The organism is Clostridium sp. Marseille-P3244, from assembly GCF_900120155.1.
Lineage (GTDB): Bacteria > Bacillota > Clostridia > Lachnospirales > Lachnospiraceae > Mediterraneibacter.
The window spans coordinates 318,504-342,941 of record NZ_LT635548.1 but is presented as its reverse complement, the minus strand read 5'-3'; the positions used below and the strand labels follow the sequence as shown (position 1 = coordinate 342,941).

General features: G+C 48.1%; 24 protein-coding genes, 9 tRNA genes and 3 rRNA genes. 34 read left to right on the top strand and 2 right to left on the bottom strand.

What is annotated here, in order from left to right:
- Nucleotides 1–17 precede the first annotated feature (17 nt).
- From ispD to BQ7367_RS01480, 31 genes are all read left to right on the top strand, one after another.
- On the top strand, nt 18–713 hold the full coding sequence (ispD, locus tag BQ7367_RS01630) for a 2-C-methyl-D-erythritol 4-phosphate cytidylyltransferase (RefSeq protein ID WP_072523858.1): 696 nt from the start codon (nt 18–20) through the stop codon (nt 711–713).
- 55 nt (nt 714–768) lie between these two features.
- Nucleotides 769–854: transfer RNA gene (locus BQ7367_RS01625), tRNA-Ser, on the top strand.
- A 140-nt stretch (nt 855–994) separates the two neighbouring features.
- A tRNA-Ser gene (locus BQ7367_RS01620) sits at nt 995–1,084 on the top strand.
- A gap of 540 nt (nt 1,085–1,624) precedes the next feature.
- Nucleotides 1,625–3,157: ribosomal RNA gene (locus BQ7367_RS01615) — 16S ribosomal RNA — on the top strand.
- Nucleotides 3,158–3,342: 185 nt separating this feature from the next.
- Nucleotides 3,343–3,460: ribosomal RNA gene (gene rrf, locus BQ7367_RS01610) — 5S ribosomal RNA — on the top strand.
- 16 nt (nt 3,461–3,476) lie between these two features.
- A tRNA-Ile gene (locus tag BQ7367_RS01605) sits at nt 3,477–3,550 on the top strand.
- Between the two features lie 84 nt (nt 3,551–3,634).
- A tRNA-Ala gene (locus BQ7367_RS01600) sits at nt 3,635–3,707 on the top strand.
- 232 nt (nt 3,708–3,939) lie between these two features.
- Nucleotides 3,940–6,829 (top strand): 23S ribosomal RNA (locus BQ7367_RS01595).
- The 16S, 23S and 5S rRNA genes sit together here with 3 tRNA genes alongside, the layout of an rRNA operon.
- A gap of 72 nt (nt 6,830–6,901) precedes the next feature.
- Nucleotides 6,902–6,974: transfer RNA gene (locus tag BQ7367_RS01590), tRNA-Asn, on the top strand.
- Nucleotides 6,975–7,187: 213 nt separating this feature from the next.
- A complete protein-coding gene (locus BQ7367_RS01585; RefSeq protein WP_072523857.1) occupies nt 7,188–7,634 on the top strand; it encodes a MarR family winged helix-turn-helix transcriptional regulator in 447 nt (148 codons plus the stop codon).
- A gap of 41 nt (nt 7,635–7,675) precedes the next feature.
- Nucleotides 7,676–9,076, top strand: a complete 1,401-nt coding sequence (locus tag BQ7367_RS01580) for an MATE family efflux transporter (protein WP_072523917.1) — start codon at nt 7,676–7,678, stop codon at nt 9,074–9,076.
- Between the two features lie 39 nt (nt 9,077–9,115).
- Complete coding sequence (locus BQ7367_RS01575; protein WP_072523856.1) at nt 9,116–9,787, top strand: GTP pyrophosphokinase; 672 nt, start codon at nt 9,116–9,118, stop codon at nt 9,785–9,787.
- Nucleotides 9,788–10,055: 268 nt separating this feature from the next.
- Nucleotides 10,056–10,127 (top strand) — tRNA-Glu (locus BQ7367_RS01570).
- A gap of 11 nt (nt 10,128–10,138) precedes the next feature.
- A tRNA-Ile gene (locus BQ7367_RS01565) sits at nt 10,139–10,212 on the top strand.
- A 165-nt stretch (nt 10,213–10,377) separates the two neighbouring features.
- Nucleotides 10,378–10,451 (top strand) — tRNA-Asp (locus tag BQ7367_RS01560).
- Between the two features lie 38 nt (nt 10,452–10,489).
- A tRNA-Leu gene (locus BQ7367_RS01555) sits at nt 10,490–10,575 on the top strand.
- Nucleotides 10,576–10,791: 216 nt separating this feature from the next.
- A complete protein-coding gene (locus BQ7367_RS01550) occupies nt 10,792–11,532 on the top strand; it encodes a helix-turn-helix domain-containing protein (protein WP_072523855.1) in 741 nt (246 codons plus the stop codon).
- 189 nt (nt 11,533–11,721) lie between these two features.
- Nucleotides 11,722–12,294, top strand: a complete 573-nt coding sequence (locus tag BQ7367_RS01545) for a hypothetical protein (protein ID WP_072523854.1) — start codon at nt 11,722–11,724, stop codon at nt 12,292–12,294.
- Nucleotides 12,295–12,357: 63 nt separating this feature from the next.
- Nucleotides 12,358–12,645, top strand: coding sequence for a transposase (locus BQ7367_RS01540; protein ID WP_072523853.1), 288 nt, complete (start codon nt 12,358–12,360; stop codon nt 12,643–12,645).
- A gap of 65 nt (nt 12,646–12,710) precedes the next feature.
- The gene (locus tag BQ7367_RS01535) at nt 12,711–13,043 is read left to right on the top strand and encodes a transposase (protein ID WP_072523852.1); all 333 of its coding nucleotides are present in this window, start codon (nt 12,711–12,713) and stop codon (nt 13,041–13,043) included.
- Entirely contained in the window at nt 13,040–13,948 is a 909-nt protein-coding gene (locus tag BQ7367_RS01530) for an IS3 family transposase (RefSeq protein ID WP_072523851.1), read from the top strand. The genes BQ7367_RS01535 and BQ7367_RS01530 overlap by 4 nt, the downstream gene beginning before the upstream one ends.
- A gap of 77 nt (nt 13,949–14,025) precedes the next feature.
- A complete protein-coding gene (locus BQ7367_RS01525; protein WP_143142933.1) occupies nt 14,026–14,403 on the top strand; it encodes a helix-turn-helix domain-containing protein in 378 nt (125 codons plus the stop codon).
- A 29-nt stretch (nt 14,404–14,432) separates the two neighbouring features.
- Complete coding sequence (locus BQ7367_RS01520) at nt 14,433–15,302, top strand: IS3 family transposase (RefSeq protein WP_235837510.1); 870 nt, start codon at nt 14,433–14,435, stop codon at nt 15,300–15,302.
- Nucleotides 15,303–15,409: 107 nt separating this feature from the next.
- Complete coding sequence (locus BQ7367_RS01515; RefSeq protein WP_072523850.1) at nt 15,410–15,787, top strand: hypothetical protein; 378 nt, start codon at nt 15,410–15,412, stop codon at nt 15,785–15,787.
- Between the two features lie 14 nt (nt 15,788–15,801).
- Nucleotides 15,802–16,473 (top strand): response regulator transcription factor, encoded by a 672-nt coding sequence (locus BQ7367_RS01510; RefSeq protein ID WP_072523849.1) that lies wholly within the window; start codon nt 15,802–15,804, stop codon nt 16,471–16,473.
- Entirely contained in the window at nt 16,470–17,570 is a 1,101-nt protein-coding gene (locus BQ7367_RS01505; RefSeq protein WP_072523848.1) for a HAMP domain-containing sensor histidine kinase, read from the top strand. The genes BQ7367_RS01510 and BQ7367_RS01505 overlap by 4 nt, the downstream gene beginning before the upstream one ends.
- Nucleotides 17,567–18,121, top strand: a complete 555-nt coding sequence (locus BQ7367_RS01500) for a hypothetical protein (protein WP_072523847.1) — start codon at nt 17,567–17,569, stop codon at nt 18,119–18,121. The genes BQ7367_RS01505 and BQ7367_RS01500 overlap by 4 nt, the downstream gene beginning before the upstream one ends.
- A 114-nt stretch (nt 18,122–18,235) precedes the next feature.
- A complete protein-coding gene (locus tag BQ7367_RS01495; protein ID WP_072523915.1) occupies nt 18,236–18,505 on the top strand; it encodes a hypothetical protein in 270 nt (89 codons plus the stop codon).
- Nucleotides 18,502–18,870 (top strand): hypothetical protein, encoded by a 369-nt coding sequence (locus BQ7367_RS01490; protein WP_072523846.1) that lies wholly within the window; start codon nt 18,502–18,504, stop codon nt 18,868–18,870. Before BQ7367_RS01495 ends, BQ7367_RS01490 begins: the two co-directional genes overlap by 4 nt.
- Nucleotides 18,871–18,956: 86 nt before the next feature.
- On the top strand, nt 18,957–19,151 hold the full coding sequence (locus BQ7367_RS01485) for a (2Fe-2S)-binding protein (RefSeq protein WP_072523845.1): 195 nt from the start codon (nt 18,957–18,959) through the stop codon (nt 19,149–19,151).
- 179 nt (nt 19,152–19,330) lie between these two features.
- Nucleotides 19,331–19,852, top strand: coding sequence for a hypothetical protein (locus tag BQ7367_RS01480; protein WP_072523844.1), 522 nt, complete (start codon nt 19,331–19,333; stop codon nt 19,850–19,852).
- A gap of 57 nt (nt 19,853–19,909) precedes the next feature.
- Here the strand turns inward: BQ7367_RS01480 and BQ7367_RS01475 are convergent, their stop codons facing one another.
- Together BQ7367_RS01475 and BQ7367_RS01470 are read right to left on the bottom strand one after the other, a co-directional pair.
- On the bottom strand, nt 19,910–21,151 hold the full coding sequence (locus BQ7367_RS01475) for an MFS transporter (protein ID WP_072523843.1): 1,242 nt from the start codon (nt 21,149–21,151) through the stop codon (nt 19,910–19,912).
- A 162-nt stretch (nt 21,152–21,313) separates the two neighbouring features.
- The gene (locus BQ7367_RS01470) at nt 21,314–21,979 is read right to left on the bottom strand and encodes a TetR/AcrR family transcriptional regulator (protein ID WP_072523842.1); all 666 of its coding nucleotides are present in this window, start codon (nt 21,977–21,979) and stop codon (nt 21,314–21,316) included.
- A 193-nt stretch (nt 21,980–22,172) separates the two neighbouring features.
- Between BQ7367_RS01470 and BQ7367_RS01460 the strand changes: the two genes are divergently transcribed.
- Genes BQ7367_RS01460 through BQ7367_RS01450 form a run of 3 tightly spaced genes read left to right on the top strand, consistent with a single transcriptional unit; the run spans nt 22,173 to nt 24,368 of the window.
- Nucleotides 22,173–23,429, top strand: a complete 1,257-nt coding sequence (locus BQ7367_RS01460) for a DNA polymerase Y family protein (RefSeq protein ID WP_442855329.1) — start codon at nt 22,173–22,175, stop codon at nt 23,427–23,429.
- Nucleotides 23,430–23,444: 15 nt separating this feature from the next.
- Nucleotides 23,445–23,759: a hypothetical protein gene (locus BQ7367_RS01455; protein ID WP_072523839.1), complete on the top strand. Its 315-nt coding sequence runs from the start codon at nt 23,445–23,447 to the stop codon at nt 23,757–23,759.
- 21 nt (nt 23,760–23,780) lie between these two features.
- Nucleotides 23,781–24,368, top strand: coding sequence for an SOS response-associated peptidase (locus tag BQ7367_RS01450; RefSeq protein WP_072523838.1), 588 nt, complete (start codon nt 23,781–23,783; stop codon nt 24,366–24,368).
- The last annotated feature ends 70 nt before the right edge of the window (nt 24,369–24,438 follow it).

Here is a 24,438-nt window from a genome sequence, read left to right as displayed (position 1 = left end):
TTCAGGGAGGACTGAAAATGAAAACATACTGTACGGCCATTGTTCTCGCCGCGGGAAGCGGCAGGCGGATGGGAACAAAAGTACATAAACAGTATTTGCTCATGGGCGGAAAGCCTGTGGTCTATTACGCGCTTCGTGCATTTCAGGATTCCCGTCTGATCGATGAAATCATACTTGTGTGCGGTGCCGGAGAAGAAGAGTACTGCAGAAGCAGAATTGTGGAACAATATCAGATCACGAAAGTCAGGAAGATCATAGCCGGGGGAGCTGAGCGGTATGCATCTGTCTGGAATGGGCTAAAAGAGACAAAAGACGGCTATGTCTATATACATGACGGCGCGCGGCCATTTATTGACGAAGCGATGATAGAGCGGGCATATGAATGCGTGTCGCAGTATCATGCCTGCGCGGCAGGAATGCCATCCAAAGATACAGTGAAGATCGCAGATGCGGACAATATAGTATCCCATACGCCGGACCGCAGCAGTGTTTGGATTGTGCAGACACCCCAGGTCTTTGATACAAAACTGATCCAGAAGGCATATGCCATGCTTATGGAGAATCGGGAGATCACTGTAACAGATGATGCTATGGCAGCAGAGCAGATGCTGGGATATCCGATCCGACTGTTTCATGGTTCATATGAAAACATAAAAATCACTACACCGGAAGATCTGGAGATAGCAGAGGTGTTTTTAAGAAGAAGGTATTGACATGGATTTTGCATCTGTGATAGAATAATCCACGTCGCACAGATGGCATATATCAGGAGAGGTATCGAAGTGGTCATAACGAGGCGGTCTTGAAAACCGTTTGTCCGAAAGGGCGCGTGGGTTCGAATCCCACCCTCTCCGCTCTGGGAGAAGCTTGAACAGGCTTCTCCTTTTGCTTGCCCGCTGACATTAAATAATGAGGATCTGGCCCGGAAAAAATAAAATGAAAAAAGCACTGGACAAGACAGGGAATATCGTGTATATTAAATAGCGGACATTTTGGAGAAGTACCCAAGCTGGCCGAAGGGGCTCCCCTGGAAAGGGAGTAGGTCGTTAGTAGCGGCGCGAGGGTTCAAATCCCTCCTTCTCCGTTCGGTATCAACCGAAAAACTACTGGAAGTATCCGGTAGTTTTTATTTGTCCCCAAAGGACCGGGAGGGCAGGCCTGGCGGCGGAGCCCGGAGGCAGGAAGAGAGCGGGAGGAATAGTGGGAGATACCGGGGAAAAAGTACCAGATATAGTAGCTGAGAGCAGAAAAAGAAAAGAGTTGGAAAAAGTTAAAAAAAAGAGTTGACAAAGGGCTAAGGTAAGTGGTACTATGTTTAAGCTGACCCGTGAGGGACAGCAAAAAAGAGAAAAAAAGTTCTTGACAAGCGCGGGAGAGTCTGATAGAATGGCAGAGCTGTCGCGAAAGAGAGGACAGAGGACCTTGATAACCGAACAATAGACAACAACCCTTGAAAATTTCTTAAAGAGAAAAATTCAAAGAACGTCATTGAACAATGAGGTTCGGCTGTGCCGAACGGCTTTCACACTAGATTCGTGAAAGACCTCATCAAGTGTTCAATGCCAACAACAGTAAAGAGGGAAAGAATTAGCTAGTAGTTAATTCTGGACTCGGAACAAACACTTTTAACGAGAGTTTGATCCTGGCTCAGGATGAACGCTGGCGGCGTGCCTAACACATGCAAGTCGAGCGAAGCACTTTACTTAGATTTCTTCGGAATGACGAGTTTTGTGACTGAGCGGCGGACGGGTGAGTAACGCGTGGGTAACCTGCCTCATACAGGGGGATAACAGTTAGAAATGACTGCTAATACCGCATAAGACCACAGCTTCGCATGGAGCGGTGGTAAAAACTCCGGTGGTATGAGATGGACCCGCGTCTGATTAGCTAGTTGGTAAGGTAACGGCTTACCAAGGCGACGATCAGTAGCCGACCTGAGAGGGTGACCGGCCACATTGGGACTGAGACACGGCCCAAACTCCTACGGGAGGCAGCAGTGGGGAATATTGCACAATGGGGGAAACCCTGATGCAGCGACGCCGCGTGAGTGAAGAAGTATTTCGGTATGTAAAGCTCTATCAGCAGGGAAGAAACTGACGGTACCTGACTAAGAAGCACCGGCTAAATACGTGCCAGCAGCCGCGGTAATACGTATGGTGCAAGCGTTATCCGGATTTACTGGGTGTAAAGGGAGCGTAGACGGATAGGCAAGTCTGGAGTGAAAGCCCGGGGCTCAACCCCGGGACTGCTTTGGAAACTGTTTATCTAGAGTGCTGGAGAGGTAAGTGGAATTCCTAGTGTAGCGGTGAAATGCGTAGATATTAGGAGGAACACCAGTGGCGAAGGCGGCTTACTGGACAGTAACTGACGTTGAGGCTCGAAAGCGTGGGGAGCAAACAGGATTAGATACCCTGGTAGTCCACGCCGTAAACGATGACTACTAGGTGTCGGGTGGCAAAGCCATTCGGTGCCGCAGCAAACGCAATAAGTAGTCCACCTGGGGAGTACGTTCGCAAGAATGAAACTCAAAGGAATTGACGGGGACCCGCACAAGCGGTGGAGCATGTGGTTTAATTCGAAGCAACGCGAAGAACCTTACCTGCCCTTGACATCCGGATGACCGGTGGGTAATGCCACCCTCTCTTCGGAGCATCCGAGACAGGTGGTGCATGGTTGTCGTCAGCTCGTGTCGTGAGATGTTGGGTTAAGTCCCGCAACGAGCGCAACCCTTATCTTTAGTAGCCAGCATTCAGGATGGGCACTCTAGAGAGACTGCCAGGGATAACCTGGAGGAAGGTGGGGATGACGTCAAATCATCATGCCCCTTATGGGCAGGGCTACACACGTGCTACAATGGCGTAAACAAAGGGAAGCGAGTCCGTGAGGATAAGCAAATCTCAAAAATAACGTCTCAGTTCGGATTGTAGTCTGCAACTCGACTACATGAAGCTGGAATCGCTAGTAATCGCGAATCAGAATGTCGCGGTGAATACGTTCCCGGGTCTTGTACACACCGCCCGTCACACCATGGGAGTCAGTAACGCCCGAAGTCAGTGACCCAACCGTAAGGAGGGAGCTGCCGAAGGCGGGACCGATAACTGGGGTGAAGTCGTAACAAGGTAGCCGTATCGGAAGGTGCGGCTGGATCACCTCCTTTCTAAGGAAGAAATATTAAGTAGAGAGCTGTTGTCTATTGTTGAGTTGTCAGGGAGAGGAAAATGAGCAAAGGACGCATATGAAAAGGGAACAAGTTCGCCTTGCTAGGTTCGAAAGGACCTCACCAAGCGCGGCGAACAAGCCTAGTTCTAAGCTCGAAAGGACCTCGCTAAGAACTCAGGCTTTTTTGGTGGCGATGCGCCCGGGGGAAACACCCGTACCCATCCCGAACACGATGGTTAAGCCCCGGACGGCCGATGGTACTGCACTGGAGACGGTGTGGGAGAGTAGGTGGCCGCCAAATTTAAAAAAGAAAATATGGGCTTATAGCTCAGCCGGTTAGAGCGCACGCCTGATAAGCGTGAGGTCGGTGGTTCGAGTCCACTTAAGCCCATATCTGTTAAAAGGGTAAAGCTTTACGGATAAAAGAGGTAAGGCCCACTTAAGCCCATATCTTAAAAATATCATAATAAAATATGGGGGATTAGCTCAGTTGGGAGAGCGCCTGCCTTGCAAGCAGGAGGTCACGAGTTCGACTCTCGTATTCTCCACTCGGTTTCTTTGAGAAACCGGTTGTGTACCTTGAAAACTGCATACAGAGAAAAACAATTGATGATAAGAATATCTTATATATCAAGACATCCGAGGAAATGTTATTAACAACATGAACTGATTCGATAGAATCCTTCGAAGAAAACGAAGTAAAAAAATTGGCCTATTGCCAACGCGTGTAACGCTATACACGTGTGGATAAGAACTCATTCCCGTGAGAACTTATCGTTTGGTTATGCTGATAAGAGCGTATGGTGGATGCCTTGGCACTAAGAGCCGATGAAGGACGTGATAAGCTGCGAAAAGCTTCGGGGAGGGGCAAATACCCATTGATCCGGAGATTTCCGAATGGGGAAACCTGCTTGAGGAAACCTCAAGTATCCTGACGCCAATCCATAACGTCAGGAGGGGAACCCGGTGAACTGAAACATCTAAGTAGCCGGAGGAAGAGAAAACAACAGTGATTCCGAAAGTAGCGGCGAGCGAAATCGGAAGAGCCCAAACCAGTGTGCGTGCATGCTGGGGTTCGGACCGCGGAATTGATTCAATGAGCTTAGCAGAACGGTTTTGGGAAAGCCGGCCAGAGAGGGTGAAAGCCCCGTAAGCGAAAGGCAAGTTGACATGGCGGTATCCAGAGTAGGTCGAGACACGTGGAACCTTGACTGAACACGCGGGGACCACCCCGTAAGGCTAAATACTCCTTAGTGACCGATAGCGCATAGTACTGTGAAGGAAAGGTGAAAAGGACCCCGGGAGGGGAGTGAAAAAGAACCTGAAACCATATGTTTACAAGCTGTGGAAGAACGTTATATGTTCAACCGCGTACTTTTTGTAGAACGGTCCGGCGAGTTGCGCTGGCTGGCGAGGTTAAGGACTTCAGGTCCGGAGCCGAAGGGAAACCAAGTCTTAATAGGGCCACAGTCAGTCGGAGCAGACCCGAAACCGGGTGATCTACCCATGTCCAGGTTGAAGTTGCCGTAAAAGGCAATGGAGGACCGAACCCACATCCGTTGAAAAGGGTGGGGATGAGGTGTGGGTAGGGGAGAAATTCCAATCGAACCCGGAGATAGCTGGTTCTCCTCGAAATAGCTTTAGGGCTAGCCTCATACAAGTCTTGCGGAGGTAGAGCACTGAATTCCTGCGGGGGCGTCAAAGCTTACCAAGGGATATCAAACTCCGAATGCCGTGTAGATGGTGTATGGGAGTCAGACTGTCCGAGATAAGTTGGGTAGTCAAAAGGGAAAGAGCCCAGACCTGCAGCTAAGGCCCCAAAATGTGTGTTAAGTGGAAAAGGATGTGGGATTTCGAAGACAACTAGGATGTTGGCTTAGAAGCAGCCATCCATTAAAAGAGTGCGTAATAGCTCACTAGTCGAGAGGTCCTGCGCCGAAAATGTCCGGGGCTGAAACACACTGCCGAAGCTCAGGGATCTACGAATGTAGATCGGTAGAGGAGCATTCTTAACGGGAGGAAGCGGTACCGGAAGGAGCCGTGGACTGTTAAGAAGAGAGAATGCCGGAATGAGTAGCGAGAGGAAGGTGAGAATCCTTCCGGCCGAATATCTAAGGTTTCCAGGGTAAAGCTGATCTGCCCTGGGTAAGTCGGGACCTAAGGCGAGGCCGAGAGGCGTAGTCGATGGACAACAGGTTGAAATTCCTGTACTATCCTGTAACAGAACTGTGGGGACGCAGAGAGAGAGCGTGAGCCGGGAATGGAGAGACCGGTGCAAGCGAGGTAGGAGTCTGGTAGGCAAATCCGCCAGGCAATCCGAAGACGTGACGCGGACCGAAAACAAGTAGGGAAGCACGTGAGCTAGCTGCCGAGAAAAGCCGCTATTGTTTGCAGGATACCCGTACCGTAAACCGACACAGGTGGATGAGGAGAGAATCCTAAGGCCGACGGGAGAAGCATTGTTAAGGAACTCGGCAAAATGACTCCGTAACTTCGGGAGAAGGAGTGCCTCGAGAGAGGCCGCAGAGAATTGGCCCAAGCAACTGTTTAGCAAAAACACAGGTCTATGCGAAACCGAAAGGTGAGGTATATGGGCTGACGCCTGCCCGGTGCTGGAAGGTTAAGGGGAGAGGTTAGCGCAAGCGAAGCTTTGAACTTAAGCCCCAGTAAACGGCGGCCGTAACTATAACGGTCCTAAGGTAGCGAAATTCCTTGTCGGGTAAGTTCCGACCCGCACGAAAGGCGTAATGATTTGGGCACTGTCTCAACAATGCACCCGGTGAAATTGAAATACCAGTGAAGATGCTGGTTACCTGCGCCAGGACGGAAAGACCCCATGGAGCTTTACTCCAGCTTGATACTGGGATTCGATATTGCATGTACAGGATAGGTGGGAGACTAGGAAGTGAGGACGCCAGTCCTCATGGAGTCACTGTTGGGATACCACCCTTGCAGTATTGGGTTTCTAACCAGCAGCCGTGATCCGGCTGGGGGACAATGTCAGGTGGGGAGTTTGACTGGGGCGGTCGCCTCCGAAAGGGTATCGGAGGCGCTCAAAGGTTCCCTCAGAATGGTCGGAAACCATTCGAAGAGTGCAAAGGCAGAAGGGAGCTTGACTGCGACACCGACGGGTGGAGCAGGTACGAAAGTAGGACTTAGTGATCCGGTGGTATAAAGTGGGATTGCCATCGCTCAACGGATAAAAGCTACCCTGGGGATAACAGGCTTATCACTCCCAAGAGTTCACATCGACGGAGTGGTTTGGCACCTCGATGTCGGCTCATCGCATCCTGGGGCTGTAGTCGGTCCCAAGGGTTGGGCTGTTCGCCCATTAAAGCGGTACGCGAGCTGGGTTCAGAACGTCGTGAGACAGTTCGGTCCCTATCCGGCGTGGGCGTAGGATATTTGAGAGGAGCTGTCCTTAGTACGAGAGGACCGGGATGGACTGGCCGCTGGTGGATCTGTTGTTTTACCAAGAGCATAGCAGAGTAGCCAAGCCGGGACGGGATAAACGCTGAAGGCATCTAAGCGTGAAGCCCCCCTCGAGATGAGATATCCCATAACGTCAAGTTAGTAAGACCCCTTGAAGACGACGAGGTAGATAGGGCAGAGGTGGAAGTGCAGTAATGTACGGAGCTGACTGTTACTAATAGGTCGAGGGCATAACCAGAGCGGGAATAGGTATTGGATGAGTTTTCTTTGTATGTAGTTTTGAAGGTACACTTTAATAATAATTAAATATTCCTCCTTAGCTCAGTCGGTAGAGCATTCGGCTGTTAACCGAAGTGTCGTTGGTTCAAGTCCAACAGGGGGAGCTTACAAAACCTGTAAATACTAAATTTACAGGTTTTTTTATAATCTGTTATGAGTGCAGCATTGTTATGCTGCGAGAGGAAGAAACGAATACAGAGATTTTGTGAATTTTAGTTCATATTTCTTGACTTACCAGTTTAGAGTATTATAATATTTTTTGGAAACAGTTTTTTTAGAAACAGTTTTTAGAAAAACTAAATAAGAAGGGAATATACATGATGAGCAGCACAGAATTATGGATGGGACTTCGAAGTCTGATCCGTTTATATGATAAGATGTTGAAAAAGGTCTGTACGGAACATGATCTTACGGTCATTGAGGCTGATGTTATCAGTTTTCTCCGGAATAATCCGGGAAAAGATACAGCTGTTGATATAGTAGAATTAAGAAGACTTTCTAAAGGAGCGGTATCAAAGGCTGTGGAATCGCTGATCCAGAAATCACTCTTAGAGCGGATTCCAGACACAGTAGACCGAAGAAGAATACATCTAAAGCTTAAACCAGAAGCAGGGCCTGTTACAGAAATGATCGACGATGTAAAGGAAGAATTTTTGAATACGGTCCTGAACGGGTTTAGCAAAGAAGAATTGCAAGCGCATACCAGATTTTTTCAGAGACTTTTTGACAACACAAGGACTGAACTTGAAAGGAGAGAAAAATGATGGGACAGGCAGATAAGAAACAGTCAGAAATTCCAGAAAATATGGATGTTAATAGCGACAGCAATACAGGCGGGCAAAGTGAGGATAAAGAATTCCTGAGAACAGAACCGCTTGGTAAACTGCTTCTTAAACTGGCGCTGCCAACGGTGGCGGCCCAGCTGATCAATATGCTTTACAATATCGTTGACAGGATCTACATCGGACACATTCCGGATATCGGAGCAACTGCGCTGACAGGAGTGGGCGTCTGTATGCCTCTGATCATGATCGTTTCCGCTTTTGCGGCGCTGGTGGGATACGGCGGCGCGCCCAGAGCTTCAATATTCATGGGGAAGCAGGACAAGGAATCGGCAGAAAAGACTCTGGGAAACTGCTTCGTGCTCCAGATCATTATTTCAGTCATACTTACGGCTGTACTGCTGATCTGGAACAGAGACTTTCTTATGGCTTTTGGTGCCAGTGAGAACACCATTGAATACGGGGTCAATTATATGAACATTTATGCCCTGGGAACAATCTTTGTAGAGATTACTCTGGGTATGAACGCTTTTATTACAGCTCAGGGATTTGCGAAGACAGGGATGCTTTCAGTCCTGATCGGAGCGGTCGCCAATATTGTTCTGGATCCGGTCTTTATTTTCGGTTTTAACATGGATGTACGAGGAGCAGCCCTGGCTACGATCATTTCGCAGGCACTTTCCTGTATCTGGGTAGTCAGTTTCCTGGGCGGGGAAAAGACGTTCCTGAAAATAAAGAGAAAAAATCTGGGCCTTACGCCGAATATCATACTTCCCTGTCTGGCGCTGGGAGTCGCTACTTTTATCATGCAGGCCAGTGAGAGTGTGATCTCCGTATGCTTTAACAGTTCTCTTCAGAATTATGGAGGGGACATTGCTGTTGGAGCTATGACGATCCTTACAAGCGTTATGCAGTTCGCCATGCTGCCTCTTCAGGGGCTGGGTCAGGGGGCTCAGCCAATTATCAGCTACTGTTACGGCGCCGGCGATTCGGGAAGAGTGAAGGGGGCCTTTCAACTGCTGCTCAAGGTCAGCATGGGGTATTCTGTTCTATTGTGGGTACTGGTTATGCTGTTTCCGGGAGGATTCGCGGCTATGTTTACATCCGATGCCCAGCTGATGGAATACACAAAGACAGCGCTGCGCATCTATATGGGGGCTATGTTCCTTTTTGGAATACAGATGGCGTGCCAGATGACCTTTAACGCGTTGGGGAAAGCAGCAGAATCTATTGTAGTTGCCGTCATGCGGAAATTTATCCTTCTGATTCCGCTGATTTATATCATGCCGCAGATCATCCGTTCTGATCAGACGATAGCCGTATATATGGCGGAACCGATCGCGGATGCGCTGGCAGTGACCTTTACTGCAATCCTGTTTACGATTCAGTTTAAAAAAACATTGAAAAAAATAGAAAAAGCGTAATAATGCGTAACTAAGACAAAGTTTGTCAGGAGTGAGGCTATGATCAAGAAAGAACTGAAAGAACTGTATTACAGTGGGCTGACCGCGGACTGGGAAGAAGATACACTGGAGTTTAGAAAACTGATCTCTTATTATGAATGTGCAGTGATGGAGATCGAGACAAAGCTCAGGGTACTGGATAAAGAGTTTTCACTGGAGTATGACAAGAATCCGATCGAATCCATTGAGTCCAGGATTAAGTCGAATGCAGGGATCATGCGGAAACTGAAAAGGAAAGGTCTGCCGATAACTCTGGACTCGATTGAAAAAAATATATGGGATGTGGCCGGCCTGAGGGTGATCTGTTCTTTTCCGGAGGATGTATATCTTGTAAAACGGTGTATCCTGGCTCAGGACGATATCCGGCTGATACAGGAGAAGGACTATATCGCGAATCCGAAGCCAAGCGGATACCGCAGTCTTCATCTGATCGTGGAGGTTCCCATTTTTCTTCAGAATGAAAAGAAATGGGTAAGAGCTGAGATCCAGATCAGGACACTGGCGATGGATTTCTGGGCAAGTCTGGAGCACAAACTCCGTTATAAAAAAGAGATGGATATGCAGGTGAGAGAAGAGATCGCGGGCAGTCTGCAGAGCGCTGCAGATACCTGTTATGAACTGGATCAGAATATGGAGCTTATCCGGAACAGGATCAAGGACATAAATTTATAATTTATATCCTTGTCTATTGCAGAAAAACAGATTTTATGATGCAAATGGTGAACGCGTCCGCTGTTGGGATGATCCATGGTTTTTATGGGAATGCCCCACGGTTTTGGTGTGGATGGCGGCTGGCTTGACAGTTATGATCAGTGGCTTGCGGATCTGTTCGGGGCTGAATAAAGGGAAACGATACGGAAGAAACATCTTGCAAAACGGAGCTTCATATGGTATGATATAAGTCGCTGTTGAGGAAAATCAGCAGTACTTATCTATACCTGGCCCCGTGGTCAAGCGGTTAAGACATCGCCCTTTCACGGCGGTAACACGGGTTCGATTCCCGTCGGGGTCAGTATTTATTCTGGACCTTTAGCTCAGTTGGTTAGAGCAACCGGCTCATAACCGGTCGGTCCTGGGTTCGAGTCCCCGAAGGTCCACTTGCACGTAAGCATCTAAAGGATAGACGTTGTAAGCGTCTAAAAGACAGACGCTAAGTGCTCATAACGAACCGACTACTAGGTTCGCGCAACGGCGCTCACCAAGGGCGTCGGCATGTATCGCACGTAAGCGTCTAAAAGACAGACGCTAAGTGCTCATAACGAGGCCCAGTGGCTCAGTTGGTTAGAGCGCCGCCCTGTCACGGCGGAGGTCGAGAGTTCGAGTCTCTTCTGGGTCGTTTTCCTTATAATATGTTATAAGGATTTTTATTTAAATGCCGCAGTGGCGGAACTGGCAGACGCCCGGGACTTAAAATCCCGTGGGTAGTGATACCCGTACCGGTTCGATTCCGGTCTGCGGCATGGATTAAAAGAGAGAAACGTTGATTTTGCAGCGCTTCTCTTTTTTATTGCATTGCTTATATGATGGAACTATAATGTGGGCAATATGGAGTGAAAACCTTTGAAATTAAGGTGTGCAAAGAATATTTGCATAGAAATTTTGTAAAAGCAAAGAGCCTTTGATAGACAGAATCTGTTTTCTTCAATACAATTTCGGCAAAAGGGAGGCGAACTATCATGACACTTGGAAGTAACATTCAAAAAATAAGAAAGGAGGCACAGATGTCCCAGGAAGATTTTGCAGAAATGTTTCATGTTTCGAGACAGACAATATCCAACTGGGAAAATTCAAAAAGTTATCCGGATCTGGAAACGATAGTAAAGATTAGTGATAGTTTCAATATCTCCTTGGATATTTTATTGAAGGAGGATTTGATTATGGTAAAAACATTTGATAACGAAATAAAGAGTACAAGAAAGTATGCAAGGGCGCTGACAGCAATAACCGCTGTTTTCGTGGTGTTAGTTGTTGGCTTTGTGATTTATTCGGGCGTGTATTTCAATACAAAAAGCAGATTGGAAGGAAACTTTGCAGAACAGTTAAAAGAAAATAACTTCTATAAAAACAGAGACGGATACTATTCCATGGATTATGCAAACGGAATTGTGTACGGCGTGCCGAATCAATCTATGCCGGGTCTTTTGGAGTTTTCTCTGCAGTTTCATTTAAGTAATCTGTACTGTGATATTGATCTTGAGGATACTACTGTGGAAATTGTATGGGAGGACAACAATCAGTTTTCTGCATCGGCAGTTTCTAAAACGGATAATAAAATAGTAGGAAGCACATCTGAATTTAAAGAAAGCGACTTTACGGATATGCAGAAATTAAGCGATGAGCTGGGTATCCCGGAAAAAGAAATAAGTGAAATCATTGAGAAGGGAAACGAGTTATATAACGACTTCTATTCAAAATAGCATGACACGATAATCGGGGGCCTGCAGGCGAAAAATGAGACTGAGGCAAAGTCTTCAGGCCCCCTCTGTGAGTGTTTTCGATACTACATTTCTACTGAACCTGGAATTCACAGTTTGGACACAAATTTCCAATAAAACAGCAATAAATATTCCGTATATTCTTCCTATCATCATTTGGAAGAGAAGAAAATGGGAAAGAAAGATCATCAGGATTACAAAGACGATCCTCACACATTTTTTGGCTTTTTAAAAATACGTCGTCTGTTCGGGAAATTTAGACTTCCGGAACTGCGTTTGAGATACAAAATTTTGTTGTATCTTTTTATGCTGTTATTTATTATATTGTCATTGATCAGTGCGGCTACAGAATGTTTTTCAGATGTAGCTGCAGTGACGGTGTATGCCGTGGCTGCAGTGACGATGGTCACGGGGGGCTGCTATCTGGTGCGGGATATCCGCCATGAGGTGACGGACGTCATTCAGCCGGGGATCCGGGCGAATCCATATACAAACAGATACGTTTCAGATTACCGGCTGCGGACGGTTCTGTCGGCTGTTCCGGGACTGGCAGGCAACCTGATATTTTCCGTATTTAACGGAGCGGTGGGGATCCTCAGCCATTCGGCGTGGTTCGGGAGTCTGTCGGCCTATTATATCCTGCTGAGCATGATGCAGATCGGCGCTGTGCTCCAGGCGAGGAAAAATGCAAAGGAAGTGCTGGAGGAAAGCGAACGGACAGAAAAAGAGGCCGGTGTTTACTGATATGCTCCCCTTTAGGTAGACAGTTGAAATAATAAAACTGTTTATCTGGAGGGGAGTTTTATTATGCCTAGAGGAATATTACCAGAAGTGAAGCTGCAGGCTGTAAAAGATTACATTTCAGGAAACGGATCCTATCTATCACACGCCAGCGAACTTGGAGTGAATGAAACCGTTTTTAGAAGATGGGTTAACAAGTATAAAGCATTTGGAGAATCCGCTTTCCTCAGAACAGGGCACAATCAATCCTATTCAGCCTCCTTTAAAAAAGATGTTGTTGAAGCGTATCTAAACGGAGAAGGATCTTACAGGGAACTGGCAGTCACCTATAACATTCCTTCTGGTGTGGTATAAAAAAAGTTGACAGCTTATTCTCAAGGATTTCATAATAAAACCAAGAGAATAAGGAGGTATTCAAAGTGGCACGTAAATATGACCATGAATACAAAGTACAGGCAGTAAAACTTTCCAAAGAAATCGGCGGCGCTAAGGCTGCTAAAGAATTAGGAATCCCTGAAGGAACCATCCACACATGGCTGAAAGCCGTAAGAGCCGGTAAGTTAGATATCGGGGAAGGTTCCCATACCCCTGCCAGCGCAATGAGCCTGTCAGAAGAGATTACCATGCTGCGTAAGCGGGTTAAGGAACAGGATAAAGAAATCCGTCGCCTGAAGGAAGAAAACGAATTTCTAGAGGAAGCCAGCGCTTTTTTCGCCGCCAGCCGTCGGAAGTCAGTAAAAACCAGAGAATGATATTTCTGGCTTTGAAAACAGAGGACGGCAGGATTACCGGGAAAATTTCATTTTATTGCCGGATGCTTGGTATCAGCCGGCAGGGCTTCTATAAGTATCTCGCGAACAAAGACCGTCCATGGAAGTACCAGGATCTGGCGGATGCCATGAAAGAAATCATCAGCGAGGATGAATGTAACGATACTTATGGACGGATCCGGATGTATCAGGCGCTGTTGCTGAAGCAGCCGGAGGGCGTACATATACCCAGTGAACGGACCGTATACCGGGTTATGGATCAGATTGGCCTGAGCCATCGGCCAAAGAGAAAGCCGAATGGGCTTACAAAGGCAGACCGGGAAGCCATGAAATCGGATGATCTGTTGAAGCGGGATTTCCATTCAGATGCCCCATTAGAAAAATGTATTACAGATATCACGGAGATCCCGGCGCGCAATGGGAAACTGTATGTATCTGCGATATTCGACTGCTTTGATCTTAGTGTCCTCGGTCTGTCAATGGGAACAAACATGAAAGCAGATCTGTGTATCCAAACACTGGAAAATGCTCGGACTGCATATCCCGCATTGGAAGGAGCGATCATCCACAGTGACCGTGGGACACAGTATACCAGTGAGTCCTACCGCCAGACCATCCGGGAGCACCACATCCACCAAAGCATGAACAGTGCAGGAGGACGCTGCCATGATAATGCACGCTGTGAGAGTATGTGGGCCAGAATGAAGACAGAGCTCCTTTATGACCGCTATGACACAAGGCAGATGACGGTAGAGGAATTAAAGGCGCTCATTTGGAGATACTTCCTCAGCTACTGGAATAACCGGAGGATCTGCTCTGCCAATGGCGGGCTTCCTCCCCTGATAAAACGCAGACAGTATTATGAGGATTTGGAACTGGTAGCATAGTCAGTGATATCCTTGAAATAAATGTGTCAACTAATCTTGACAATATCACTTCCGAAGATACAATCAGGAAGTGGGTTTTGGGGTATAATGGACATGAGAAGCTGAAAGCTTCCGGAACAGGAGGAAATGCTATCATGACCAAAGGAAGAAAAACCACTTTCGATGAACGGGTCGAAATCGTGCAATACTGCATTGCCCATGATCATAATTATGCCAAGACATCAGAACAGTTTAAGATTTCTTACCAACAGGCACGTAATTATACTATAAAATACGAGAAGCAGGGAGTGGAGGCTCTTCGTGACAGACGTGGAAAACGAAAACCAGAAGCGGAAATGTCAGAACTCGAAAAGCTGCGGGCAGAAAACCGGATTTTGCGGGCAGAAAAAGAACACGCGCAAATGGAGGCGGACTTCCTAAAAAAACTTGCAGAAATCGAAAGGAGGCGGGGCTGAGCCGGCAAAGAAACAAACACATTTATCAGGTGATCAAAGAGGAACATGAAGAACACCATTACTCGATCCGATCCTTATGTAAACTTGGCGGCATTACAAGAGCGGCTTACTACAAATGGCTGAACCGTATAGAAACAGCAAATGACCGGCTGAACAAACAGATTTCTGACCGGTTGGAAGCAATCCATCAAGAACATCCTGACATGGGATATCGGAGATTAAATGACAAGCTCCGTCACGATAACGGCATCAAAGTAAATGACAAAAGAATCCTGCGCATATGCAGAAAACAGCAGATAAGATCAAACTTGAGATATCGTTATGACGGCTGTACTCGGCCATCAAAAAATCCGGCTTTTATAGCAGAAAATGTTTTAAACAGAGACTTTCATGCAGATGGTCTGAACAAGAAATGGGTAACTGATGTAACAGAGTTTAAGTATGGCACTTCATTTGATCATATCCATAAGCTATACCTGAGTGTGATTCTGGACTTATGTGATCATCGTCCAGTTGCATATGTGTTAAGTGATCACAATAACAATCAATTGGTATTTGATACTTTCGATCAGGCAGTAAAGAACAATCCGGGAGCTCATCCAATCTTTCATAGTGACCGGGGCTTCCAATATACCTCCCGCGCGTTTCACCAAAAGCTAATAGACGCGGGAATGACACAGAGCATGTCCCGAGTAGCACACTGTACGGATAATGGACCTATGGAAGGATTCTGGGGGATACTAAAACGCGAAATGTATTATGGGAAGAAGTATCATACCAGAGAGGAACTTGTACAAGCGATAACGGCATATATAGACTATTACATAAATGACCGCCCGCAAAGGGGCCTTGATGTATTAACACCGTTTGAATTTCATGAACGGTTATTAGCCGCATAAAAAGATTGCCCGGCACAAGCCGGGCAACACAAAAATTTTATATTTTTTTCATTGTCTACTTGACGGGTAGCACACCATACCGTGCGAGCAGTTGGCTTTTTATTATTATGTCGATCGTATTGGCAGGGATGGTGATCCTGCTGGAAGCATCACTTGGAGGAAAAAGCTATCCGGGAGTGACGATTTATGCGATAGCTTTTTATACGTTTTACAGAACGGTCCTGTCAGTGATCCATATGTTCCGGGCCAATAAACAGAGATCACCGCTTCTTGTAATAATCAGAAGGATCGGCTATATAGACGCCTGTGTTTCCATGCTGACACTGCAGACCGCCATGTTTGCCTCTTTTTCATACGGACAGAGGGAGTTTGAGCGGATGATGAATGGGATCACAGGCAGTGTTGTATGTCTTATGGTCCTTGGACTGGGGATTTACGGAGTCTGTGTATCCCGGAAAATGAAAAACAAGTCGCAGAAAAATTAAAGGAGGGTTTTGTGATGATCCATATTCTTGTGGTAGAAGACGATGAAAAACTGAATCAGATCGTATGTACTTATCTGAACGACAGCGGATTTCAGGCAAAAGGATGCCTTTCAGCTGATGACGCCTATGAGGAAATGTATAATCAGCTCTATGAGCTGATCATCTCAGACATTATGATGCCGGGAACAGACGGCTTTGAGTTTGCGCGGACAGTGAGGGGCGTCAACAAGACGATCCCCATCTTGTTCATGTCGGCAAGAGATGATCTTCCGGCCAAGCAGAAAGGTTTTCGGCTGGGGATCGATGATTATATGGTAAAGCCGGTGGATCTGGAAGAACTGCTCCTCAGGGTGAGAGCTCTGCTCAGAAGAGCCAATATTGAGACGGAACGGAAGATCACGGCAGGAAATCTGGTGCTGGACGCGGACGCTATGAGCGCGGAGGTCGACGGAGAGGAGATCAGTCTTACCACCAGAGAGTTCAATATTATCTATAAATTACTGTTGTATCCCAAGAAAACATTCTCCAGAGCACAGCTGATGGATGAATTCTGGGGTGTGGGCAGTGACGCCAGCTTAAGGGCAGTGGATGTCTATGTGACGAAATTAAGGGATAAACTTTCCGGGTGTGACGGATTTAAGATCGTGACAGTCAGAGGGCTTGGGTACAAGGCGGTGCTGGTATGAAACAGGGAAGGGTTGAAAAACAGAGAAAAATAAAGGAAAGTTTGTTTCCGCTGTCTCTTTTTGGCATCTATCTGGGGGTTCTCTTTTTGATGTCCGGAGTCCATACAGGGCTGATCGTACTCTTAAATGAGAAAAATTTCAGCGAACTGCCCCAGATTATAGTCCCCATGTTTTACTGGGGAATCGTGGCGATAGGAATTACGTTGTTTACGAGAGGGAAGATCAGAAAAACATACGAGGAGCCCCTGCATAAAATGGCTGAAGCCACAACAAAAGTGGCGAACGGAGATTTTTCGGTCTATGTGCCTACGATCCATTCCATGGATAAGCTGGATTATCTGGATGTGATGATCCTGGATTTCAATAAAATGGTAGAGGAGCTTGGCAGCATCGAGACTCTGAAAACAGATTTTATTTCCAATGTATCCCATGAGATGAAGACCCCGATTTCTGTTATTAAAAATTATGCGGAGCTGCTGCAGCTGGATCATGTATCGGAGGAACAGAGAAAAGAGTACGCAGAGTCTATTGAGAATGCTTCCCGGCGCCTTGCGGATCTGATCAGCAATATCCTGAAATTGAATAAGCTGGAAAACCAGAGGATCAAGCCGGAGACAGCAGTCTATGATGTGAGCAGGCAGCTGTGCGACTGTATCCTTCAGTTTGAGGATGCCTGGTCCCAAAAAGAACTGGAACTGGAGACAGAGATCGAGGATACGGCCTGGATCAGGGGAGATGCCAGTTTGCTGGAGCTGGTGTGGAATAATCTGATCTCCAACGCAGTGAAATTTACGGAGCCTGGAGGAACACTTAAGATCACGCTGACATCAGACGAGGAGAAAGTGCGCGTTTTGGTAGCAGATACGGGCTGTGGAATGGATGAAGACAGCATCCGTCATATTTTCGATAAATTTTATCAGGGAGATACCTCCCACTCAAAAGAAGGCAACGGGCTGGGACTGGCGCTTGTTAAAAGAGTACTGGAGCTGATGGACGGAGAAATCGCGGCAGTCAGCGAAAAGGGAAAAGGAAGCACCTTTACGGTGACGCTTCCTCTGGCTGAGTCCGGACTGAAAGAGGGAGGGATGGAGAATTGAACACTCTTGAAAATAAGACAACAGATTTCACAGGATATGATTATAAAGAGATCATTACAAAAAGCAGCCAGGCATCAATGCTTCTGGACTGCTATCAAAATTTCGGCTGGATTCCGGACGAAAATATGCCTGTAACTTACCAGGAGGGACGTCCGAAAGAAGAGAAAAAGCAGATCCTGTACTTGAAAAGGGATCGAAAGATCATCAACAAGACAGAACTTACCAGGCTGCAGAGAAATTTTGAGGCGTGTCTCCACGAGATTGAAGCACTGGAAAAGAGCAGGACTTCTGCCGCGACGATATGGGCTCTTGTGACAGCTTTTATCGGAACTGCTTTTATGGCCGGATCTACATTTGCGGTAACAGCAGAACCGCCGCATATTGTGCTGTGTATCATCCTGGCCGTGCCGGGACTGGCAGGATGGACGATCCCGTATTTCCTTTATAAATGGATCGTGCATAAGCAGACAGAGAGGATCACTCCTCTCATCGAAGAAAAATATGAAGAGATCTATGATGTATGTAAAAAGGGCAGCAGGCTACTTTTCTGAAATTCCGGAAAGAAAATGAAAGGATTAATATTTCAGAAACAAAACGGAAATATTTTGCCAATATTACAGGTCTATCCTTATCTCATCAAAAATAAATACACAGGAGGAGAAAACATGGCAAAGTCAAGGCTTGTAAAGGCAAATGAAAAGATAGCCGAAAAGGTTGTCGGCGGTTACAAAAAGATTGAAGACAGTGTGGTCGGCGGCTACAAAAAGATTGAGGATGGGGCTGTGAACGGCTTTACAAAGATCTCAGATTCTTTTGTAGATCAGTTCCTGACAAAAGACGGGGAGACGGTAGCAGAGGCAAAGAAAAGGCTGGCTGCAGAACAGAGGGAAAGAGAACTGAAGAAGGAAGAGAAGAAGGAGGAAAAAGGATTATGAAAAAGAGAAATTTTGTGGCAATGGTGCTGGGAACCATCGGAGGGATTCTGTTTGCGCTGGGGATGTGTATGGCTTTGATACCGGAATGGAATGCTTTCCGCCCGGGAGTCGTAATGGGAGTAATCGGAGCTGTAGTTCTGCTGATCATGGTTCTTGTATGGAGAAAAATGGAAAATAAAAGTCCGGTCCGGCTGTCAGGAAAGACGATCGGGACAGTTCTGCTGGGGATCATAGGAGCCCTGACGCTGGGTGTGGGGATGTGCCTGACTATGGTATGGAGCAATATGATCCTGGGCATTGTGATCGGGATCGTGGGTATCGTGCTGCTCTTGTGTTTGATCCCATTGGCAAAAGGATTTAAATAAAGAAGAATTGCTTTTTTCGTATCTATAGGTTATCATAGGTATATGACATACGTCATGAAACAGCGGATATGGAAGGAGCGAGAATCATGAAAGATGGAATGATCTGCAACTGCAAACAGGTGTCGTATGCGGATGTCGAAAATGCGCTGCATCAGATGACTTCATTCAGTGATGTTCTTTCTGCATTTGAAGATGTGCAGAAGATCACACATTGTTCTACCGGATGCGGCGGATGTCATGATAAGATCCTGGATGCAATTTCAGAGATCATGATGAAATGATAGATCCAGTAAAAGAATAAGAAAACCGGCTGCAACAGGCAGTTCAGATACAGGGCTCCATGATTCGGGATGAATCATGGAGCCCTGTTGATCTGTGAAAATCAGTCCGGCTCCCAGCCGGAGTGAGTAGATTTGTTCATGCCCTTTTGATATAATCAATTCAGGTGGAGGTGAACGATATGTCATCAGGCAAAAAGAATATATTATTTGCGTTAGCCGTTGTCATAGGATATGTCTTCGTCTATCTTGCCGGACGTATTTTTGGAACAACCGGGGAGACGACAGCCCTGGTAGTATGGTTATTTGGAAACAGTCCGGGACAATTAAGTTATTTGTATGGCTGGCTGCTCCAGGAGAATATATTTTGGATTGCTATGGCGGTATCTGCAATTCCCGCATTGTTCGGCAAAAAGTATTTTTCATTTACAACACTGGCCGGATTTGCGATCGGACTGCCTGTCGGTGAATTATGCGGAGATAATCCGGCAGGCGCGGCATACGGGCATGGTCATTACGGCGCCTTTATCTGGGGCTGTATCTTTTTGTTTTCTGTTGTAATGGGCATGATCCTTGAAAAGCTCAGCAAGGAGAAATTTGATCTGAAATCCCGGAAGCTGTGGATATGGTCAGCAATTTTTGTTGTCGGTATTGTTGCCATTGTTCTGATGGTCAGGAGTGGAATGCCGACGAGTTTTCACTGATGTTTCGGGCTGCGGTTTTCCGCCCTTTCGACACGGCAGTTCTGTCGACTGCCAGAACTACCGGCCCTCTGGCAGTGACAGATCCCGCAGGAAACCGGACGCTGCAAGACCGGTTATACAGATCAGGGCGCCGCTTGGGATCAGGATCCAGTACACGCTTCCGGAACACAGATCAAAAAGCGCTCCATACAGAAGCTGTCCCAGAGGCTGGGCACACAGGGATAGGGTATAGACACAGGACATCACTTTCCCGGTCAGGTGCTTGGGTGTGCGCTGCTGTATGAGGGAAATGGAATAGACAGAGAACATGGAGCAGATCAGCTGACATCCGCAGAACATGACCAGCAGTACAGAGTAAATTCCGGACGCTTCCAGAGGAAGCAGGAAAGCAATGCCGGCAGGGATAAGGCAGATCCCGGCGGTCATGATGAAAAGGGCAAGATGCCGGGAACGGATCCTCTGCGCCAGAAAGGTGATGACAGCTTCGCCTGCGATCCCCGCCACTCCCATGGCGCTTTCGGCGAACCCGTAATGTTCTGCCGAGAGTCCGAGGATGGTCCTTACCAGATAGGGGAAGCCTACGACAAGAATTCCGGTCAGGAACATACTTACCAGAGCAGCCAGAAGCAGGAGTCTGGATACGGACGGCTCTTCCCGGAAGAGGAAATGCATGCTGGCAGAGAGATCTTTTTTTACAATGGCCCGGATGCTCTGGCTGCTCTGTGTTTTCCGGCGCTCCAGCCGGATGAAACATTCCAGGAGCGCAGTCACAAAGAAACAGAGGACGGTGCCCCAGAGAACCGGGCGTATGCCGAAAGCGGTGTAAAAAATACTTCCGGAAAAGGGTGCGATCAGAGAGGCCCCGGCCTGGACCTGGCTGACAATGGCATTTCCTCTCAAGATATTGTCCCCGGACAGCATCTGGGGGATGCAGGCCTGTACGGCAGGGGATTCGAAGGCGCCCAGTACAGAGAGGATGATCAGGAGAGCGGAGATCACGGCCAGATCGTTCCAGCGGAGGGCGATACAGCCGATGAGCACGGTAATCCCGGAAAGCGTGTCCAGGGAGACCATGATCTTTCTTCGGTCCGCCCGGTCCGCCAGAATGCCGCCGAAGGGGGACATCAGGATCATGGGAAGAAGGGAAAGCGCGGTGATTCCGGCGAAGATGGAAGCGGAGCCGGTCTGTTCCAGGATATACATGGACAGAGCGAATTTCAGCGTGTAGTTTCCGATCAGGGAACTGACCTGTCCCAGGATCAGAAACAGGAAATTGCGTGAGAAGAGTGGTGTCCTCATGAGTTCTTGTACCTCCATAAGTTTTATTATTTTTTTCTATTTTACATACCAACCGAATGAATGTATATATTTAAAAGAAAGCCCCGCGCTGCTGCCGCGGGGTCTGACGCTGTAAAGGCATTCTATCCGACGTCCGTTTCGAAGGCTGTCTTCAGCCTGGCCTCAGTCTGTTCCGGAAGAGGTGTCTGTGTCCGGGATCTGGTCGAAAAATTCATCCACCAGTCTGCGGATATCCCGGTCAAACAGAGGTACACCCATCTTCTCCAGCATTTCTCCGAGAAAGTAGAACTTGCGTTTCATCTCGTCCCTGGAAGCCGGGAATACAGAGGGCAGCAGCCACAGGCTTGTAAGCAGCGGAAGCAGCTCGGCGATCTCTTTCGCGTAATTGGTATGGATGGAGCCGTCCCGGTTCCCTTCCTGGATCAGTTCCAGAAAATAGGGAGTCAGGATCCGCCGGTTGGAGTTGATCATCTCCACAAGGAGACGGGGATTTTTCGTGATAGGGATAGACTGTATGGTCATACAGGTCCGGTCCTGATCCGACTGATTGAGCCGGATCGCTTCCCTCAGCTTTTCGAGGCCGTTTAAATCAGAGCGGCTCCGGACAGTCTCAAAAGGATTGTTTGAGAAAAACATCCGGTCGCCGACCGCGTCCATGATCTCTTCTTTGGACTTGAAATGGTGGTATACCGCGCCTTTGGTCAGGCCGCCCAGCTCATTGACGATATCCTGGATCGTGGTGTGCTCATAGCCTTTTTCCAGAAAGAGTTTCTGTGCCGTATCCAGTATTCGTTCCACTGTCACTTCCGGGTATTTATTCCGAGCCATACAGTTCCTTCCTCTCATATACATTCATTTGGTATGTATAGATTATAAGAGAAAGAACATGCATTGTCAACAGGCAGAAAAATATGTCTGGCAGAAAAATATATCCATAACTGGGAAAAAGAATCACCTTGCGAAAAGAACATATGTTCCCTATAATAAATGCGAAAGGAGGCGGACATAAGAGTTGAGAAAGGTGATTTTTCATATTGATGTAAATTCGGCGTTCCTCTCCTGGGAGGCTGTCTACCGTCTCAGACACCTGGGCGGGAGCAGAGATCTGCGGAAAGAGACCGCCGCCGTGGCGGGAGACGCGGCAATGCGGCACGGGATCATCCTGGCCAAGTCCATTCCGTCCAGGAGGTATCAGATCCGGCCAGGAGAGACCATACCGGAGGCACGAAGGAAATGTCCGGGACTGATCCTTGTCCCGCCCAATTACAGCCTGTATGAACGGTGTTCCCAGGCGTTTATGGAGATCCTCCGCCGGTATTCGCCGTGTGTGGAGCAGTATTCCATTGACGAGGCTTTCATGGATATGACAGGGACAGAGAAACTGTGGGGCGATCCGGTGACGGCAGCCTGCCGGATCCGGGATCAGATCCGCCTGGAGCTGGGGTTTACGGTCAATGTAGGAATTTCAGAAAATAAAGTGCTGGCGAAGATGGCGTCGGATTTCCGGAAACCGGATATGGTGCATACACTGTGGAAACATGAGATCAGGGAAAAGATGTGGCCTCTTCCGGTCAGCGACCTGTTTTTCGTGGGGAGGGCAACCACCGAAAAACTGAAGAAACTGGGGATAGACAGGATCAAAGAGCTGGCCTGCGCAGATCCCGGACTTGTGAAACTGCATCTGAAGAAACACGGGGAAGTGATCCAGGCTTTTGCCAATGGGATGGATGTGTCTGTTGTCCGGGAGGAACCTCCGGCGAACAAAGGATATGGGGACAGCACAACCATCGCCTTTGATGTGACAGATCCTTCCGGAGCCAAACTGGTGCTGCTGGCTCTGGCAGAGACTGTGGGGACCAGGCTGCGGGCGGCCGGAGTGCGCGCAGAGAGGATCGCTGTGGGGATCCGGTATTTTGATCTGAGCCAGGCAGGGCAGCAGATGACTCTGACAGATGCCACCAATATCACAACCGAGCTTCATGCCCGGGCCTGCCAGATCTTTGACCGGCTGTGGGACGGACGTCCCATCCGCCAGCTTGGCATACACACAGGAAAGCTGCGGGATAAAGGGGATATGCGCCAGATCCATATGTTCGACCCGACGGATCACGAAAAACTGGAACGGATGGATGTCGCGGTGGATAAGATCCGGGGCCGGTACGGCATTGACGCGGTAAAACGGGCGGTCTTTCTGGAAAACTGCCATGTGGACCACATGTCAGGAGGGATCAGCCGTGAAAAAAGGACTGTTGATTACAGCAAAACCAGTGTAGAATAGGAGAGATGGAACAGGATGAACATGGGAATCGGGATCAACGCCCGGAGGCCGGACGAGGGAGAACTGAACCGGCCGCAGGAAGAGGTGGCGTGCGGCGTGTGGTTTACCAGTACGGGGGATATCATGCCGAAGAAGCTGAAATACCGGGACAAAGAGGGCGGCATCCACAGTATAGACCAGATCCGTGTACTGTGGAAAGAAAGCAGGCGGTACTGTGGGATCCCTGTCTGGGAGTACTGCTGCCGGACCGTATATGAAAATAGAGAATATCTGTTCCGGTTATACTACTATACAGAGACCGGCTGCTGGAAATTAAGCTGGGGCGGATAGAAAGACAAGGAGGCGGGACACTTGTGCGGACGATATTATGTAGATGAGGAAATGGCGGGAGAGATTGAAAGACTGGTGCGCAGCCTGGATAAAAGCATATGGCCGGCGCGGCGGAGGGATGTGTTTCCCTCCCAGAACGCGCTTATCCTGCGCTCCCGGGGAGAGGGTCTGTCCGCGGAACAGATGCGCTGGGGCTTTCCCGGGTATAACGACAGAGGACTTTTGATCAATGCCCGGGCGGAGAGTGCACTGGAGCGGAAGACGTTTCGGGAGTGTATCAGGAGCCGGCGGTGTGTGATCCCGGCGCGGGGCTTTTATGAGTGGAACCGGGAGAAGGAGAAGTTCCGGTTTGAACGAAAGACAGGAGGGACGCTGTTTCTGGCGGGATGCTTTGAGGAAGGAAAGGATCGGGACTGCTTTGTGGTGCTGACGACAGCGGCAAATCCGTCCGTCCTTCCGGTCCATGACCGGATGCCGCTGGTCCTGGAAAAGCAGGAGATCGACGACTGGCTCCTGGACGACAGGGCAGCAGAGACGCTCCTGCACAAGACGCCGGGCCTTTTGAAGGCAAAGGCAGATTATGAGCAGATGCGTTTTCCCTTTGTATAGCAACAGGCAGCAGGACGGCTTACAGAAAAATAACACAGACATCACATACATTTATCAAAGTTCTTATAAT

Excerpts from the sequence above, each read along its gene's own strand:
- BQ7367_RS01530 (WP_072523851.1), top strand. The coding sequence starts at position 13,040 with ATGATATTTCTGGCTTTGAAAACAGAGGACGGCAGGATTACCGGGAAA.
- BQ7367_RS01485 (WP_072523845.1), top strand. The coding sequence starts at position 18,957 with ATGAAAGATGGAATGATCTGCAACTGCAAACAGGTGTCGTATGCGGAT.
- BQ7367_RS01580 (WP_072523917.1), top strand. The coding sequence starts at position 7,676 with ATGGATGTTAATAGCGACAGCAATACAGGCGGGCAAAGTGAGGATAAA.
- BQ7367_RS01470 (WP_072523842.1), bottom strand. The coding sequence starts at position 21,979 with ATGGCTCGGAATAAATACCCGGAAGTGACAGTGGAACGAATACTGGAT.
- BQ7367_RS01510 (WP_072523849.1), top strand. The coding sequence starts at position 15,802 with ATGATCCATATTCTTGTGGTAGAAGACGATGAAAAACTGAATCAGATC.
- BQ7367_RS01515 (WP_072523850.1), top strand. The coding sequence starts at position 15,410 with ATGTCGATCGTATTGGCAGGGATGGTGATCCTGCTGGAAGCATCACTT.
- BQ7367_RS01540 (WP_072523853.1), top strand. The coding sequence starts at position 12,358 with ATGCCTAGAGGAATATTACCAGAAGTGAAGCTGCAGGCTGTAAAAGAT.
- BQ7367_RS01545 (WP_072523854.1), top strand. The coding sequence starts at position 11,722 with ATGGGAAAGAAAGATCATCAGGATTACAAAGACGATCCTCACACATTT.
- BQ7367_RS01575 (WP_072523856.1), top strand. The coding sequence starts at position 9,116 with ATGATCAAGAAAGAACTGAAAGAACTGTATTACAGTGGGCTGACCGCG.
- BQ7367_RS01475 (WP_072523843.1), bottom strand. The coding sequence starts at position 21,151 with ATGAGGACACCACTCTTCTCACGCAATTTCCTGTTTCTGATCCTGGGA.
- BQ7367_RS01480 (WP_072523844.1), top strand. The coding sequence starts at position 19,331 with ATGTCATCAGGCAAAAAGAATATATTATTTGCGTTAGCCGTTGTCATA.
- BQ7367_RS01490 (WP_072523846.1), top strand. The coding sequence starts at position 18,502 with ATGAAAAAGAGAAATTTTGTGGCAATGGTGCTGGGAACCATCGGAGGG.
- BQ7367_RS01550 (WP_072523855.1), top strand. The coding sequence starts at position 10,792 with ATGACACTTGGAAGTAACATTCAAAAAATAAGAAAGGAGGCACAGATG.
- BQ7367_RS01585 (WP_072523857.1), top strand. The coding sequence starts at position 7,188 with ATGATGAGCAGCACAGAATTATGGATGGGACTTCGAAGTCTGATCCGT.
- BQ7367_RS01505 (WP_072523848.1), top strand. The coding sequence starts at position 16,470 with ATGAAACAGGGAAGGGTTGAAAAACAGAGAAAAATAAAGGAAAGTTTG.
- ispD (WP_072523858.1), top strand. The coding sequence starts at position 18 with ATGAAAACATACTGTACGGCCATTGTTCTCGCCGCGGGAAGCGGCAGG.
- BQ7367_RS01455 (WP_072523839.1), top strand. The coding sequence starts at position 23,445 with ATGAACATGGGAATCGGGATCAACGCCCGGAGGCCGGACGAGGGAGAA.
- BQ7367_RS01495 (WP_072523915.1), top strand. The coding sequence starts at position 18,236 with ATGGCAAAGTCAAGGCTTGTAAAGGCAAATGAAAAGATAGCCGAAAAG.